We start from the raw sequence: 16,257 nt of genomic DNA, 5'->3' as shown, positions 1-16,257 counted from the left end.
TTTTAGTTAGCATTCCACGCAGGCAGCTTCTTTCACCGCCACAATGACTTCTTTGGCAAAAGCTTCGCTTGATTGCGGATTTTGTCCGGTCACCCAGGAGCCGTCACGTATGACAAACGCTTCCCAAGGTTTGCTGTGCTCATAATGAGCGCCCAGCTCTTTCAGCCGGTTTTCCAGCAAAAAGGGCACCGCTTCATCCAGTTGCACCATACGCTCTTCTGCATTGGTAAAGCCAGTTAGGCGGCGTCCAGCCACCAGCGGCGTGCCGTCTTCTTTTTGCGCCCGCACCAAGCCGGCAGGACCATGACAGACAGCGCCAATCACCCAGCCGTCCACATCCGCCCGCTGGAGAAGCGCCGCTAAGATTTCATCTTTAGCCAAATCCACCATCGGGCCATGACCGCCCGGCAAAATAATCGCATCAAAAACTTCACGTTCCACTTCGCTGAGTTTCCGCGTCTTCTTTAATACCTCGGCTGCCTTTTGCCAAGCTGCCGGCTGTCCCACAGCTACGCTGCGCGGATCAATAGGAGTTTCGCCTCCTAGGGGACTCGCGACAACCACCTCAAAGCCGGCCTGAAGAAAGAGCAAGTACGGCGCCGCAAACTCTTCCAACCACAGTCCGGTCCGGTGAACCCCCATTGCCTTGGCACTCGTTACTACCATGAGCAGTTTTCCGCCTTGATTCATCCTTGTCACTCCTTTCGCCGGCTATGCTATCAATTCATGACAGCATACCTATTGTTTATTTCCCTATACAAGTGCGTTTTCCTGCCCTTTGTTAGCGAAACAACTAATAAGCACCAACGAAACTTCCGAATGATCCCAACTGCTCAGGATCTACATGCGGAACTTTCCTACCGATTCCTGCAGTTCCTGCGCCAACTGCGCCAGCGTTTGACTGGCGGCGGCAATTTCTTCCATAGAAGCGGTTTGCTCTTCTGTCGCCGCCGATACGTCGCTGGCTTCGTCCGCCACGGCCAGGGAAAGATCTTTGATCCGCCGTACGGCTGCGGCGCTTTGACGGCTTTCCGCCACGGTCCCTGATACCTCCTCGGAAATATCCCGTACCTGCGCCGATAATTCTTCCACCAAGGAGGCAATTTCCGCAAACTGCCTCCCTGCTTCGCGAACTTGAGCCACCCCTTCGCCAACGCGCGATTTTTGCACGTCCATCACTTCAACGGTTTGCCGTATATTTCCATTGTTTTCCGCAATTAACTCTGTGATTTCTTTCGCTGCGTGCTCCGATTGCTCCGCCAGCTTGCGCACTTCATCCGCCACTACCGCAAAGCCCCGCCCGTGCTCGCCCGCCCGCGCCGCCTCAATAGCGGCGTTCAACGCCAAAAGATTGGTCTGTCCGGCAATGGTTTTAATCATATCTACAATTTCTGAAATACGCTTCGAGCTGCTGTCCAGCTCTTGAATCGCACTGCCCACTTGCGCTGCGCCGCTGCCAATGGCGTCTATGCTCTCTACTGCCGCTGCCAGACCTTTCTGCCCCTCAATCGTGGTGTTAGCCGTCTGTTCGGCAGCGCCGGAAGCAGCCTCGGCCGATTTCCCCGCTTTTTCCAGGCGCTGTGCTACACGTTCCACGGCCAAAGCGGTTTCTTCTACAGAGCTAACCTGCTGCGAGGCGCTTTCTGTAATCTCCACAGCAGCCTGAGCTACTTGCTGCGAAGCGTCCGCTGCTTGACTGGAGCTGGCCGTCAGTTCCTGCGAAGAACCCGCCAATTTTTCCGCCGAACGAACCGTCTCTCCGACCAGCTTCCGCAAACTGGCAACCATCGCCAAAAAGCTATTATTCAGCACACCAATTTCGTCGGCGCGCTCGCTGGCATCCAGGTGAATCTGCAGCTCTCCGGCAGCCACTTTCTGCGCCGCTGCAGCTACTATGGCTACGGGTTTAGCAATCGCACCCGCCACGTTCATCAAGACAAAGCCCAGAAAAAGAATAGCCGCCACACTCAAGCCCGCCATCCATAAGCCTAACTCGCGAACCGGCTGATACACCTCAGCAGAGGGTACCTCCAGCACTAACGCCCAGCCGCTGCTGCCTACGGGACTCGAGGCAAAAAAGCGATCTTCTCCGTTAAAAGAAAGCTCTTGAAAACTGGAACGACCACTCAAAAAGGCGGCTCCCGCTTCCTTCAGTTTTCCATTTTCCATCGTTAGTACGTTATCGTTCAACGTCAATGAAGGATGAGCGACATAGAAGCCCTCGCGGTTTAAGATAAAGGCCTGCCCGGAGTCTCTCATGCGCACGCCTTGTGTCATTTGCCCGATCGCATCCAACGACAAATCCATCCCCAGCACCGCTATCGGCGTCCCATTCTGCCGAATGGCGGCGGAAAGGCTGATAACCGGTTTTTTGGTAATCGCATCAACATATACTTTGGAAAATACCACGCCATTACTGGAAAGAGCGTCTTTAAACCAATCTCTTGTCGCCGGATCATAATCCGCCGGCGGCGCCCAGCCTGTGCCGTCAATAAATTTTTTACTGGGAAAGGCCACATAAATATCCTGCGCCCCAGGCGTATTTTTCGTTAAATACGTTACGGTTCGTAAAATTTCTTCGTCCGCCGGAAGGCCTACGCTCCACGCGGCTGCCAAAGCCCCTACGGTTTCCTGCTTCGTCGACAGAATGGTTTGCACCGCTTCCGCATAGCGGGCGGATGCCTGACTCATTTCCATACGAATTTCTTCGGTTAAAGCGCGGCTCGCCTGCCAATATGCCACTCCACTCAACAGAACCAGCACCACCATCACCGGAATACAAATTGCCAGCATCATTTTTGACCGTAATTTCATAGCCGCCGCCTCCTTCAACGCCTGCTCTCCTACAGGCATTTACCTTGAAACCAAGGACAAAATGCAAAAAAGCAACGCGAATTTGCTTTGGCTACATTGCCTTGCAAACCGTGTTGCTTTACCGAATTTCTTTTCATTTTGTCCACTGGAGATAGGACAATTATACCATTTTTGCTCCAAAACGCAATGCATTCCCTGCATTTTTTACACAAAAACAATAAAAACAAGAAACAAGCGCATATTTCGTTCCATTCTCTTCCATTTGCAATGGACTTGTTTTCTATGTTTAAACATAAACGACGCACAGCTGCGACTTTTCAAAGTACAACGCCTTTAAAACAAAAAAACTCCGGCTGCAAGCGTAATTTTGCAGCCGGAGCCAACGTATTTGGTTGTTTATTTTTCCAGGAAGACTTTGTCGTTGCCGCCAGCCTGGGGCGGCGCAAAGAGGCAGAATACCTTCATGTCTTCCCCGCCGGTTACCCGGGTAGCATGATATACGCCACGAGGATTAATATGAAGATCGCCAGCTTTCACAGGCACCCACTGTCCATCAATGTACATTTCACCCTGGCCTTTATAGACAAAAACAATTTCTTCGGCCGATTTATGGAAATGACGGCCAATCAAAGGACCGTGATTTTGCACTAACACCAGTTCACTGCGAGGAGATTTGTAGACCGAATCGCCACGAGTGGCCGCACCGGCTTGGAGCGGATGTTCCGCATAGAAAGAATCCAGATTAATCAGCATTCCTTCCTTGGACGAAGCGTCCGGCAAAGACGGCGCACCCACTACGCCTTGGAAATTATCAGGGAAAAATACTTTATCATTGCCGCTTTCTTGAGGTTGCGTAAAGAAGCCGATCACTTCCATAGGCTCATCGCCGGTCACCCGGGTTCCATGAACTACGCCACGAGGATTGACATGAATCTCACCGGCTTTTACCGGCACCCATTTGCCGCCGATAAACATTTCGCCTTGGCCTTTGTGCACATAAACAATTTCATCGGCTGTCGCATGGTAATGTAAACCGATTAACTTGCCCTGGTTTGTCACTAAGCTGGCCTGCACACGAGGAGACTTGAACACTTCATCGCCGCGCGGACCTGCGTTGGTCGGCTGATGGGCCGCAAAAAACTCATCCAAATTAATTAAAAGTCCTTTGTCCGCCGAAGCGTCCAAAAGCCCTTTATCTCCTACTACCGGCCCTGGCGCGGCAAAAACGGTTCCCGTCATCATCATCAGGCACAATACGCCGAATAAGAATATACGCTTCATTTCATTCATCCTCTCTTTTTTAGCTGGTTCATTAGTTTATCGTTTTAGTATACCGATTTACTAGCAAAAAAGAAAAAAACCGTTTTCCCGCCTCCTTCTCTAGTCAAGAAATCACCTAATTATGTATAATCTGCGCCTATGGTTCTTTCTTTTGCGACGCAGCACGCTTCCGTTAGTAATTTCTTAAGCATATTTTTTAGAAACCGGTTTCTATGTGCGCAGTTTTTATTATAATCTATATATTTCCATTTGTCTAATAGTTTTGAGGAATTTTTTGTATATTTAATCACCTGCAAACTTAGGAACAAAAACAAACCGGGAGCGCCTCCCTGCTGCACTCCCGGTCTGTTTTAAGCTGCCGTTACATCCGGAATTTCCCCACCAACGCCTGCAGGTCCTGCGCCAAATGAGCCAACGTCTGACTGGCCGAGGCAATTTCCTGCATAGACGCCGCTTGCTGCTCCGTAGCCGCGGAAACGCTTTCCGCCTCGCCCACAACGGTTACGGAAATGGTCTTCACTTCTTCCACCGAGCGGACGGTGTTGCGGCTGTCCGCTACGACCGCCTCCGCTACCGTCGTAATGCCCATAATCTTCTTGGACAGATCTTCCACCAAACGGGCAATCTCCGCAAATTGCCTGCCCGCTTCATTCACGCGATCTACGCCTTCGCCGACACGGGTCTTCTGCACGCCCATCACGTCAACGGTTTGCCGGATATTGCCATTATTCTCCGCGATCAAATTGGTAATTTCCCTAGCGGCTGTTTCCGACTGCTCCGCTAGCTTGCGGACTTCATCCGCCACTACCGCAAAGCCCCTGCCGTGCTCGCCCGCCCGCGCCGCTTCAATGGCGGCGTTAAGGGCCAAAAGATTGGTCTGACCGGCAATGGCCGTGATCATGGCCACCATTTCCGAAATGTGCTGCGAACTGGCGTCAAGAGCCTGAATGGCTCCGCCCACCTGTTCAGCTCCGGTACCGATCGCCTGCATACTTTCAATGGCCGAAGCCAAGCCTTTTTGCCCTTCTACTGTGGTTTTCGTCGTTTCATTGGCCGCCGCCGCTACCGCACTGGCAACAGACGCAACTTCTTCCATCTTCCGCGACATGGATTCCACCACTTTAGCCGCTTCGGTCACAGCAGTGCTCTGCCGTCCGGCGCCTTCGGTAATGGCAACGGCCGATTGCGCCACATGCTGCGCCGCTTCCGCAGACTGACCAGCGCTGGCGGTCAGTTCTTCCGATGAAGCCGCCAGCTGTTCCGCCGACTGCAGCGTTTGTCCGACCATCTGCCGCAGCCCTTTAGTCATAGCTTCGAAGCTGCTGTGCAAAATGCCAATTTCATCTTTGCGGTCTGTAGGCTCCAAGGTCATGTGCAAGTCGCCTTCAGCCACCTGCTTGGCCGCCGCCGCCACTTCCGCCACCGGATTGGCGACGGAGCGAGCGATGAAGAAAACGATGGCCAGCAAAAGCACCAGCGAAAGCACGCCAATGCCAAGCATCGTCATCGCTAAGCGATTTACGTTGGCAAATACTTCGTCTTTAGGAACGCCCAAAACAATCACCCAGCCGCTGTCTCCTATAGGCATGGAGGCTAAAAACCGTTCCACTCCGCCAAAGACATACTCGCTAAAGGAAGGCTTCCCGCTTAAAAATACTTTCCCCCCTGCAGCCAAGCTTCCATTTTCGATTTGCATAATGTTATCTTCTAGCTTCAATGTCTTATGGGCTACAAAAAATCCTTCCTGGTTGAGCAAGTAAGCATATCCCGTATCCCGGATTTTGATGCCGAGCACGGCGTCATTAATTTGCTGCAGCGATAAATCCATGCCGACCACTGCGGCCACTTTACCTTGCTGCCGGATGGCCATAGATAAGCTCACAATGGGCTTCTTGGTAATGGCGTCCATGTAAACCTTAGACATCACTACCTTTTGAGAATTAGCGGCGTCCGTATACCAGCCGCGCCCGGTCGGGTCATAATCGGCCGGCGGCACCCAGCCCGTACCGTCGATAAAGCGCTTGTCCGGAAAGGCCACAAATACATCCTGCACGCCAGGAGTGTTTTTCGTCAATTGCGTAAGCACGCCTCGCAACTCGTTTTCATTCGGCAATGCAACGCTCCAGGTGTTAACAAGCGCCTGCATTTGATCCATCTTGCCGACGATCAGCGTATTTACTTCCGCACTGCGATGCGCCGCCATGGCTTCCATTTCTAGTTTGATCTCTTCTCGCAACATCGTGCTAGCCTGCCAATAAGCAAACCCAGAAAGCACAACGAGAATGGCCATGACCGGGAAGAAAATGGTTAAAATCATCCGATTTCGCAAATTCATCTTGCATCACCCTTTCTGCTCATCCTTTCACCTGTATAATAAAAAGCCAGGGCACACCTACCACAAGGAAAAGTCCTTAGCGTTAGCGAGTAACCCTGGCAAAATTGAGCTTCGTCAAGCTTTTGCATTAATTGCTATTTTCTTTTATTTTAACACAGTTAGAATCTTTATTCATTATTTATCTTTAATATAATCAACTATCCCTAAAGTTCAGCCGTTTTTCAGCGCTTCCAACCGCTCCGCCGCCCGCTTTAAAGTCCGATCTACCATGCCGTCCTTATCTTTACCTACAGCGTCACGGCTATCGACCATCTTCCATACCGGCTGATTGGTTTTAGCATCCAACAAAGTCACTTCGATCCCTGTGTGCGCCGTTATTTCATCATGAGCGGGAACTTCGCGAATCTTCGTCACCGGAATATCCACCCACTCTTCAATCGTCGTCTGTCTTCCATCCGGTCCGGTTATTGTTTTATTCCGGCATACGCGCTCGGTCGTAGTGTAGGTCTCCATATAGGCTGGAATATGACGAATTGTATCATTATACACCGTAAAGCGAACTTGCAACAAACCTTGCGCATAAAAAGCAATAGCATCTTGCATTAGCTGATTAAAATGCGCCGGATCGCTCTTTTCCAGTTCCGCCATATTTTCATTGTTATTGGCGCCCGCCTTCTTCACCAAATCTGGATAGCTTAAAAACGCCAACCCGGCTTTAGCAAAACGCTCATTGATGGAAAACTGATTTCTCACTCTATCGCTTAAAACCAGCCTCCGCATATCATCTACAGCCGCATCCGGTCCAAATTCCGTCTTTACTACCAGCATTTTCACGGTCTTAAAGTCAAAACCGCTTTGCTTCCATTCATCTTTGCGCTCCTCCGCGCCAACCAAGGCTGCCGGCAGCAGCCAAGTCACCAATAGAAAAATTGTAAAAATACGCCATGATCTCCGTAGCATCCCATCTCCTCCTTGTATTTGCTTTCCAATATTTTCATTTTAAAGCATTTTGGAGAAAACGCCAAGACAGGAGAAACGAGAGGGTCCGCAGGAGAAACACGAAAACCGGTTTTTGAACAAAAGAACCAGAGTCACGGAAGGATCCCAAGAAGGATTGTGGGGTACGCCCTACGATTCTCCTTGCAACTCTTGTTCAATCCCCGGCTTCGCTTCGTTGGCAAGCTGCTTTTACAAGGCCGCGGAATCAAAGGAAAGGTATTTCCACAGATCTTTTTGAGCATACCGTTCCACGACCAGCCGCGCCGTGGCTACGTTGTTGTCCGGCGGGTTGGGAATAGTTACGCAACCAGGCCCCACCATCACACCGCGCAGATCGGTTTCACTAAGGAAATAAGCTACTTCTTCCATCACTTCGCTCGGCGAACCGTAGGAAATCGCTCCTTCTTCATCCAAGCCTCCCAAAATGCATTTATCGGTTAAGGCTCTGGCTCGGCGCAGCGGCGGATACTCGTGGCAGTCATGCCAGTTCAGCGCCTGTACCGGATAATCGAGAAATTCATCAAAGAAAATTTTGCGGCCATGGATGTGCAGTGTGTTGAACCAGCCTTCTTCGGCTGCGGCCAACACCTGCAAATCGTAACGGCGGCCAAAGGCTTCATATTCCGCCTGGCTCAGAAAATCGTGCGTGGCGCAGGCGGTAGCAAAAAAGATGCCTGCCGCTCCGGCGCGCAGTGTTTCTTTAACAAAGGCAAGCGTCGTTTCCGTAATGGCCTCCAAGGCCTGGTGAACTAAACGCGGATACTCCCGCAGATCGCGCGCCACCCGCTCCCCGGCCAGCTTACGGGCCACCGTCAGCGGACTGTACACCGTCGGCACTACCGGCACATCCTTTTGGGCCAGGCTCACGGCGCAGCGCGTAGTCAGCACCTGACGCCCCCAGGCTCCCTGCGTTGCATCCACGGCCTTGATCTTCAGCCAATCACTGCTTTGCGTTATCGCCGGACGCCGCAGAACCGCTACTTCCGTAGGAGTGTCAAAAAAACGAATTTCGCAGCCCCAGTCATGCACCGGATAGGAGTCGTATGGCGTCAGTTTGATGAAGTCTAAATCAAATTTCTCCTGAAATGACACATGCGCCTGCGCCAGTTGCAGCGGATCCCGATCCGCGGCGGGAAAATGCTTCCATAAGGACACCGGCGGCCGGTCTACAGGGAGGCCTCTGAGAGCCGCTTTTACTCTCTCCACTTTTTGCATGACTACCACTCCTTCCACTGCCAAAAAGAAAAAGGCCTGAGCATCTCTTTTACAAGATGGTCAGGCCTTCAGGTTTCTGATCAGCGCTGTGTTTTATAGGTTTTGCAAATAATAGCATATTGTCAAACCCTCTGTCAACTGTAAAAAACCAGCACCGTTTCTTTGTCTACTTCCCGCACTGAAAGTTCATTCGTTTTTATACGGTTCTTCTTCCAGTATTTATTCCTTCTAAAAGGCAGGATTTTCGCAAATGCAGCGAGAAGACTGGCTGTATTATTTTCGTTTATTTTTCCCAAAAAGGAGGCCTTTATTATGAGTCAAAAATCCTTTTCCCTAAAGTACGGCAAAGGAGAACTTGCTTTTTCTCTGCCCAGCGAACAGGTAGCCTGTGAAGTTTTAGGCCGCGATTATCCGCCGATTGAAGATGTCTCCAGCGCTATACGCCAGGCACTGGCTCATCCCATCGACAGCCCGCCGCTGCGCGAACTGGTTCGTCCGGGAGAAACCGTCGTCATCACCGTAAGTGATATTACCCGCGCCTGGCAAAATATGGACCAGGTCCTGCCCCTTTTGCTGGATGAATTGAATCTAGCCGGCGTGCCGGATGAAAACATTACCGTGCTTATTGTCGTCGGCGGTCACCGGCAAAATACGGAAAGCGAATTCGTCACCCTCTGCGGTGAAACGGTCTGCCACCGCGTACGCGTCCTTAATCATGACGCCTGGGACGACGCCAACATGGTGTATCTCGGCAAGACCAGCCGGGGTACCGAAGTTTCCGTCAACCGCTTGGTGGCGGAAGCCGACCGAGTCATTCTCACCGGCGGCATTATCTACCACTACATGGTAGGCTACGGCGGCGGCCGCAAAAGCATTTTGCCCGGCTGCAGCTCCATTAAGACCATCCGCCAGAACCATCTGTGGGCGCTGGCACCCGGCGGCGCCTCCGGTTCGAACCCCAATGCGTTTTCCGGCCGCACCGAAGGCAATGAATGTCATGAAGACATGATGGAAATTGCCGCCTTCGTTAAGCCCGACTTCATTCTTAATGTCGTGCCCACTCCCAAAGGCGAGTTTGCGGGCATTTTTGCAGGCAACTGGGTCTCCGCCTGGCAAAAAGGGACCAAATTGGTCGATGAAATTTACGGCGTGGAGATCCCGGAAAAGGGCGACATCGTCATTACCACTGCCGGCGGGTTTCCTAAGGACATCAATTTGTACCAAACCGGCAAAACCATGGATAACGCCTACTATGCCGTCAAGCGCGGCGGCGTGGTGATCCTCCTCAGCGAATGCCCGGACATCTACGAGCCGCCGGAATTCAGCGACTGGTTCAAATACGGCAGCCGCCAGGAAATGGAGGCGGCTTTGCGCAAGAACTTTGGCATCCCCGGCTGGGTAGTCCTCAAGGAAATGGAATGCGGCGACATAGCCACCTTTATCATGGTAACGCTGCCGCAAAACGCGAATTTAGTAAAAAAAGCCAACATGATTCCTGTAAGCACCATGGAGGAAGCCTTAGCCATCGCCAAAGAACGCTGTGCCAGCGACGCCCCCCGCTATATTGTCATGCCGCAAGGCGCTAATACCGTGCCCCTTTTAGACGGCAAAGTCTCTGTAGGCTAAACCTAATAACGCCAAGGCCTCTTTGCTAGGTCCTTGGCGTTATTATTTCCCCCTTTTGGAAAAAACAGTATATCCTCTCCTGCAAGACTGCTATAATGACTATATACGTTTTTATTGCATACAATCAAAAGGGAGGCCGTCACGATGTCCACTTCGTCCCATTATCATCGCACTCTATTTGAAAGATCTCCCAATGCCATTGCGTACCACCGGCTGCTCCGCGATGATACCGGCGCTGTCTGTGACAGCCTTCTCTTACATGTAAATCCTACGCTAGAACGTTTATTCCAGCGACCCGCCAACAAGTTAATCGGCCGACGCTTCTTGGAGGTTTACCCCCATCATAGCGAGAGAACTCAACGTTTCATCTCCAGCTTGGATGAGGCATCCCGAAGCCAAACAGAGATTACCCTGAGCTTTCATGCGCAATTCATCGACAAATGGCTGCGCACGACGCTTTTCACTTTAGACGCCGACACGGTCGCTTCCATTTCTACGGACATCACGCAGGAAGTGATGCAGGAAATCGAATTCAAAGGGTTCTTGCAGTCCAACTTGGACATGCTTGCCGTTGGCGATAAGAACGGACGCTTTATACGGGTCAATCAAGAATTCGAAAATATTCTCGGTTACAGCACGGACGAACTAGAAGGACAATCCGTCACTGAGTTCATTCATCCTGACGATCTAGACGCCACCTTTGCCGCGCTTAAAACGTTAAAAGAAGAAATCCCCCTTAACCAATTCATCAACCGCTACCGCTGCAAAACCGGTGAGTATAAATACCTGGAATGGCGCGCTCATCCTATTGGGGAATACATTTACGCCTCTGCCCGGGATACTAGTGAGCGTCGCCGCTTAGAAAAGGAATTGCAAGAAGTCAACGCAAAGCTATCCGAACAAACGGCCCTCTTAACTGCCCAAAATCATCGTCTGAAACTGCAAGCCACCACTGATGAATTAACCAACGTCTACAACCGTTATTTCTTGGATCAGACCCTCGACGAGCTGCTGGACCGCGCTGACCGCTATAACGAAACCATTTCACTGGTTATCTTCGATTTGGACCGTTTTAAAAAAGTCAACGATACTTGGGGGCATCCGGTAGGAGACGAAGTGTTGAAACATACGGTGCGGTTAGCGAAAAACCAACTGCGCCAAGCGGATATTTTAATTCGACTGGGCGGTGAAGAATTCGCCATTCTCATGCCCCAGACCCATCTCAACGGGGCTATTCAAGTGGCCGAAAAGCTACGGAAGGAACTAGAAACCCATCCCCATGCCGTAGCAGGCTGCACGACCGCCAGCTTCGGCGTTGCCGAGCGTTTGCGGGCCGAATCCTTCAAGCGCTGGTACAAACGCGCCGACCAAGCTATGTACATCGCCAAAGAAAGCGGTCGCAACCGCGTCATGCCTAGTTCGGTAGAAGATGCCCACTCGTTAACCAACGTCGACTTGCACTGGCAAGAGGCCTGGAACAGCGGCAGCCGGGAAATTGATACGCAGCATCGCAAGCTGCTGGAACTGGCCACGCGTCTTCTGAACCAACGCGGTTCGATAGAAACGGAAAAAAATTTGGAAGAACTTACCGAACATATCGATTTCCATTTTTCTTCCGAAGGACGGCTGCTTACCAAATTGCATTACGAGGGAGCAACCGAGCACGCCCAGCTTCACCATAAGCTTTTGTCAAAATTCGACCAGTTGATACAAGCGTACCATAACGGATCTGTCCGCACTTCGGCTTTCTTTTCCTTTATTATTGACGATCTAATCATGGATCATATGCTCAAAGAAGACGTGAAGTTTTTTTCGTTCCTGCGGCAGCATATCCATGATAACAACACCCCTGTCTAAAATTCTATCTTTTCTCCTCGCAGACGCTTACGGGCGTCTGCTTTTTTGTTATAATAAAAAGATACCCATTCTGCGAAAACGAGGATTATTTCATGCTAAATCTCCATTTAACCGACGAAGCCATTTCCCAAGAAGCCTCTTGGGAAAGCGCTTACCAACGCGGCTGTACCTATCACCGCCAAGGCCGCGTAGATAGACTGCGCTTTGACGCAGCCCAGCAGCGCTATTATGCGGTTGTCCGAGGCACCCGCTCTTATAAGGTTGAAGCATGGGGCGACACGCGTATGCTCCATTACCAATGCAACTGCCCCGCCTATGACGGCTATAGCGCCTGCAAGCACATCGTCGCCGTTCTTAAAGCCATCCAACACCGCGAAGCGCTCTCTCTTCCTGACGGCGAAGACGCGGCAAGCCAACACAGCCCCAATCTGACTCCTGCCGAAGCGGCCCTTTTGGCCCATTATCGCCCCCAGGCCCAAACAGCAGCAACGACTAAAGGCAGCCAGGAAGTACAGCTAGCGGTTACTTACTGCCGCCGCCAAAGCGGCGTCCTCTCCCAAACTTGGCTGGAGCTGAGCATTGGCGTAGGCCGTCTGTACGTCTTGAAAGACTTACCTGCCTTTTTGGAGCATTTCTGTTGGGGCCAGCCCCATCCGTTCGGCAAAAATTTCACTTTCACCCCGGGCACAATGCGCTTTGACAGTATTTCGGGGCAGCTGTTCACGCTGATTCGCGAGGCCTATCAGAGCGAGCGCGAACGCCGCGCTTGGAGCGGCAGCTTTTTCACCGCCAACGATACGCTCTCTTCGTTCCACAATAAACGAGGCTTCTCCCTGGACAGCGCCCAACAGCGTCAATTTTGGCAATGGGCCCAGCAGCACCACGTTCCTATCCGGCTGCTTTTAAACGACAAGGAATACGACGCGGCGCCCGTCCTTGCAGGCAAGCCTCCTCTCACCACTGTTTTAGACGATATTCCGGGAGGCGTCAGCGTACGCCTGGACGCTCCGGAAGCCTCCTGGGAACTTCTGACCGGTAACGGCAGCCATCTTTACTGCGGCGGCAGCATTTACGCCGTTCCCGAAGACTTTCGCCTGGCCTGGACGCCGCTGTTAGAACATTTTCAAGGACATAAAGTCCGAGAACTCCGCATCCCCTTGGAAGAATCAGAGCCTCTTTTCAGCGCCATGATGCCTAAACTGGAAGCGGCTGGTTCGGTGCAAGTGGCGGCAACGCTGCAGCAGCGCTTTCGCCGGGAGCCGCTGGAGGCCAAGATCTATCTTGATCGCTACGGCTCCGGCCTGGCGGCGCGGCTGGAATGCCGCTACGCCGGGCAGCTCCTGGAAGAAGGCGCTCCGACGCGTCGGGATGAGACCGGAGCCATCTGGCTGCGGGATGAAGCAGCGGAAAGCGCCGTACGTCAAGCGCTTTCCCAGGCAGGCTTTCGGGAAAGCGGCCTGTTTTGGCAGCTAGAGCACCCGGACGCGCTTTTTCATTTTGCCGACGAAGGCCTAGCCGCCTTGCAGCAACAAGCCGAAGTCTTCGGCGCTGATGATCTGCGCCTCAAGATACGCCCGATGAGCGCCAGCGCCGGTGTTCGATTAAGCAGCACCGGCTTGGTAGAGCTGTCGTTAGAGCACGAAGGACTGGACCGCAAGGAACTCTGGGATATTCTAGCTTCGTACCGACAAAAAAAGCAGTACCACCGTCTCAAAGACGGCGCTTTTCTAAAACTCGAAGGCGCTGCCGAGGAGATGCTGGCGATGGTAGACAGCTTGGGACTGAGCAAACAAGAACTAGCGCAAGACAATTTAACGCTGCCCCGTTACCGCGCGCTATACCTGGATTTACTCGCTCGTGAAAGCCAATCTCTGCATGTCGAACGGGAAAAGAGCTTCCGCCAGTTAGTACGGGATATCCGCCGCCCTGAAGAAAGCGAATGCGAATTGCCGCAGCAGCTCAACGCCCAACTGCGTGAATACCAGGAAACAGGCTACCGCTGGCTAACCGCCCTGGCGCAGCATCAATTAGGCGGCATTCTGGCGGACGACATGGGACTCGGGAAAACGCTGCAAATGCTGACGTTCTTGCAATACGCCAAGGAACAAGGCGAAACAAGACCGTCTCTGGTCGTTGCGCCTACGTCTCTTGTCTATAACTGGCTGGAGGAAGCCTCTCGCTTCACGCCGGACCTGCGCGTGCGCGTCCTTGCCGGCCAACAAAGCAGCCGTCAAGAGGCGCTGCAAGACCTAGAAGATACGGATCTTTTCATCACGTCTTACGGCGTACTGCGCCGGGACATCGAAAATTACCAGGAACTCAACTTTTATTGCGCCATTCTCGACGAAGCGCAGCATATCAAAAACCCCGGCACCCAGGCGGCGCAGGCGGCAAAAGACATTCCCGCCCAAGTGCGCTTTGCCCTCACCGGGACGCCGGTGGAAAATTCTCTCACCGAACTGTGGTCCGTCTTTGATTTCATTTTACCCGGCTACTTGCGGAGCCATAAATTCTTCCAGGATCACTTTGAAACCCCCATCGTCAAAGACCAGGATCAAGAGGCGCTGCAAAACCTAAGCCGCCACATCCGTCCGTTCTTGCTGCGTCGCTTGAAAAAAGAAGTACTCAAGGAGCTGCCTCCGAAAGTAGAAAGCAAGATGAGCGCTGAAATGACGCCGCGCCAAAGCAAGGTCTACGCCGCCTGGCTGGCTAAAGCCCGCCAGGAAATGCAAGAAGAGCTTACCGCACAGGGCTTTGAGCAAAGCCGCATCAAAATTCTGGCGCTCCTCACGCGCCTGCGCCAGCTTTGCTGCCATCCGGCTCTCTTTCTTGACGATTATCGCGGCGGCAGCGGCAAGCTGGATCTCTTGCACGAGCTGCTCCAAGACGCCCTGGACGGCGGCCACCGGGTGCTGCTCTTCTCCCAGTTCACAGGCATGCTGGATCTTATCCGCCAGCATCTGGCCAAGGAAGGTATCGACTGCTTCTACCTGGACGGCGCCACCCCCGCCCAAGAACGCCTGCGGCTGGTGAACGCCTTCAACGGCGGTGAAAAATCGGTTTTCCTCATCTCCTTAAAAGCCGGTGGCACCGGTCTCAATCTCACCGGCGCGGACATGGTCATTCATTATGATCCCTGGTGGAACCCGGCCGTTGAGGACCAGGCCACCGACCGAGCCTACCGCATCGGCCAGAAGCAATCCGTCCAAGTATATAAGCTTATCGCCAAAAACACCATCGAAGAAAAAATTTACGCCCTACAGGAACGCAAAAAGGAAATGATCGACTCCGTTATTCAGCCGGGCGAAAATTTCCTGGGCAAGTTAAGCGAAGCAGAACTGCGCGAACTGTTCTTGTAAGTTCCCATACTTTTCATGACACCAGAGAGCTAATGCTCGCAGAAACATACTGTCTTAGAAAAGCCAGCCCCGGCAAGGTGTGCTTGGCGAAACTTTTAGAGGCGAGACGGTCCGCAGGACAAAAAAGCGACGACTTGCAGGAGTAGAAATACGGTTGTTTGAGCACAACGAGTTTCCGTATTTCCCTGCAAGTCGTCTTTTTTTGAGTCGAGAATCTTCTTGTTTCGACAAAGATACCGCGCTAAGGCGATGCTTAGTCTAGTTTTATATCCCGCATCGCTTCGGCGATTTCCAAGAAACGCTCTTCCGAGGCCAAGAAGGCTTCCACCACCACCGGATCAAAATGCGTTCCTGATTCGGCCTCGATCATGCGCACCGCCGTAGCATGGGGATACGGGTCCTTATATACCCGCCGACTGATTAAGGCGTCATACACATCCGCCAGCGCCATCAAGCGAGCGGATAAGGGAATCGACTCGCCAACCAAGCCATCCGGATAGCCGCTGCCGTCCCACTTTTCATGGTGGCCTGGGGATGCGGACAAAAAGTTGGACTCGGGTGGCATTCTGAAAGGGGCAAGAAAAATGTATTCAGAAGGCCAGAAAAAACGAGCGCTAACACTGTATGACCAATGCAAATCCGTGACTAAAGTTATTCAGTGCTTGGGGTTTCCAACAAGGAAGGCATTATATAACTGGATAGCAGAAAGAGATTTGCCACCCAGAATAAAAGCTTCAAGGAGGCAATGGAATAACAAACCGGATCACCCTA

At 52.2% G+C, this 16,257-nt stretch carries 11 protein-coding genes; 4 read left to right on the top strand and 7 right to left on the bottom strand.

The features are described from left to right. Positions 1-6: 6 nt before the first annotated feature. From C508_RS0115635 to C508_RS18930, 6 genes are all read right to left on the bottom strand, one after another. Positions 7-690 carry a type 1 glutamine amidotransferase domain-containing protein gene (locus C508_RS0115635; protein WP_018704513.1) on the bottom strand — a complete coding sequence of 228 codons (684 nt, stop codon included), beginning with the start codon at positions 688-690 and terminating at the stop codon, positions 7-9. Positions 691-840: 150 nt separating this feature from the next. Continuing rightward, on the bottom strand, positions 841-2,814 hold the full coding sequence (locus C508_RS0115630) for a methyl-accepting chemotaxis protein (protein WP_018704512.1): 1,974 nt from the start codon (positions 2,812-2,814) through the stop codon (positions 841-843). 396 nt (positions 2,815-3,210) lie between these two features. After that, on the bottom strand, positions 3,211-4,095 hold the full coding sequence (locus tag C508_RS19660; RefSeq protein WP_018704511.1) for a cupin domain-containing protein: 885 nt from the start codon (positions 4,093-4,095) through the stop codon (positions 3,211-3,213). A gap of 361 nt (positions 4,096-4,456) precedes the next feature. Continuing rightward, on the bottom strand, positions 4,457-6,430 hold the full coding sequence (locus tag C508_RS0115620) for a methyl-accepting chemotaxis protein (protein WP_018704510.1): 1,974 nt from the start codon (positions 6,428-6,430) through the stop codon (positions 4,457-4,459). Between the two features lie 210 nt (positions 6,431-6,640). After that, positions 6,641-7,390, bottom strand: a complete 750-nt coding sequence (locus tag C508_RS0115615) for a hypothetical protein (protein ID WP_018704509.1) — start codon at positions 7,388-7,390, stop codon at positions 6,641-6,643. Positions 7,391-7,618: 228 nt separating this feature from the next. Next, positions 7,619-8,644 carry a uroporphyrinogen decarboxylase family protein gene (locus C508_RS18930; protein WP_018704508.1) on the bottom strand — a complete coding sequence of 342 codons (1,026 nt, stop codon included), beginning with the start codon at positions 8,642-8,644 and terminating at the stop codon, positions 7,619-7,621. A gap of 312 nt (positions 8,645-8,956) precedes the next feature. Between C508_RS18930 and larAH10 the strand changes: the two genes are divergently transcribed. From larAH10 to C508_RS0115595, 3 genes are all read left to right on the top strand, one after another. Further along, positions 8,957-10,270: an NPN-dependent 2-hydroxyacid racemase, LarAH10 family gene (gene larAH10, locus C508_RS0115605; RefSeq protein WP_018704507.1), complete on the top strand. Its 1,314-nt coding sequence runs from the start codon at positions 8,957-8,959 to the stop codon at positions 10,268-10,270. A gap of 144 nt (positions 10,271-10,414) precedes the next feature. Then, positions 10,415-12,127: a diguanylate cyclase gene (locus C508_RS18925; RefSeq protein WP_018704506.1), complete on the top strand. Its 1,713-nt coding sequence runs from the start codon at positions 10,415-10,417 to the stop codon at positions 12,125-12,127. 92 nt (positions 12,128-12,219) lie between these two features. Beyond that, positions 12,220-15,486 carry a DEAD/DEAH box helicase gene (locus tag C508_RS0115595; protein ID WP_018704505.1) on the top strand — a complete coding sequence of 1,089 codons (3,267 nt, stop codon included), beginning with the start codon at positions 12,220-12,222 and terminating at the stop codon, positions 15,484-15,486. Between the two features lie 253 nt (positions 15,487-15,739). Here the strand turns inward: C508_RS0115595 and C508_RS0115590 are convergent, their stop codons facing one another. Beyond that, the gene (locus C508_RS0115590; RefSeq protein ID WP_018704504.1) at positions 15,740-16,030 is read right to left on the bottom strand and encodes an HD-GYP domain-containing protein; all 291 of its coding nucleotides are present in this window, start codon (positions 16,028-16,030) and stop codon (positions 15,740-15,742) included. A gap of 40 nt (positions 16,031-16,070) precedes the next feature. Between C508_RS0115590 and C508_RS20575 the strand changes: the two genes are divergently transcribed. Next, positions 16,071-16,257, top strand: a 187-nt coding sequence (locus C508_RS20575; protein ID WP_018704503.1) for a hypothetical protein, incomplete at its 3' end; no start/stop codon positions are given.

The sequence above is a fragment of the Anaeromusa acidaminophila DSM 3853 genome (genome assembly GCF_000374545.1).
GTDB lineage: Bacteria > Bacillota > Negativicutes > Anaeromusales > Anaeromusaceae > Anaeromusa > Anaeromusa acidaminophila.
The sequence above is the reverse complement of the archived record's forward strand: the minus strand, read 5'-3'. Positions and strand labels throughout refer to the sequence as shown.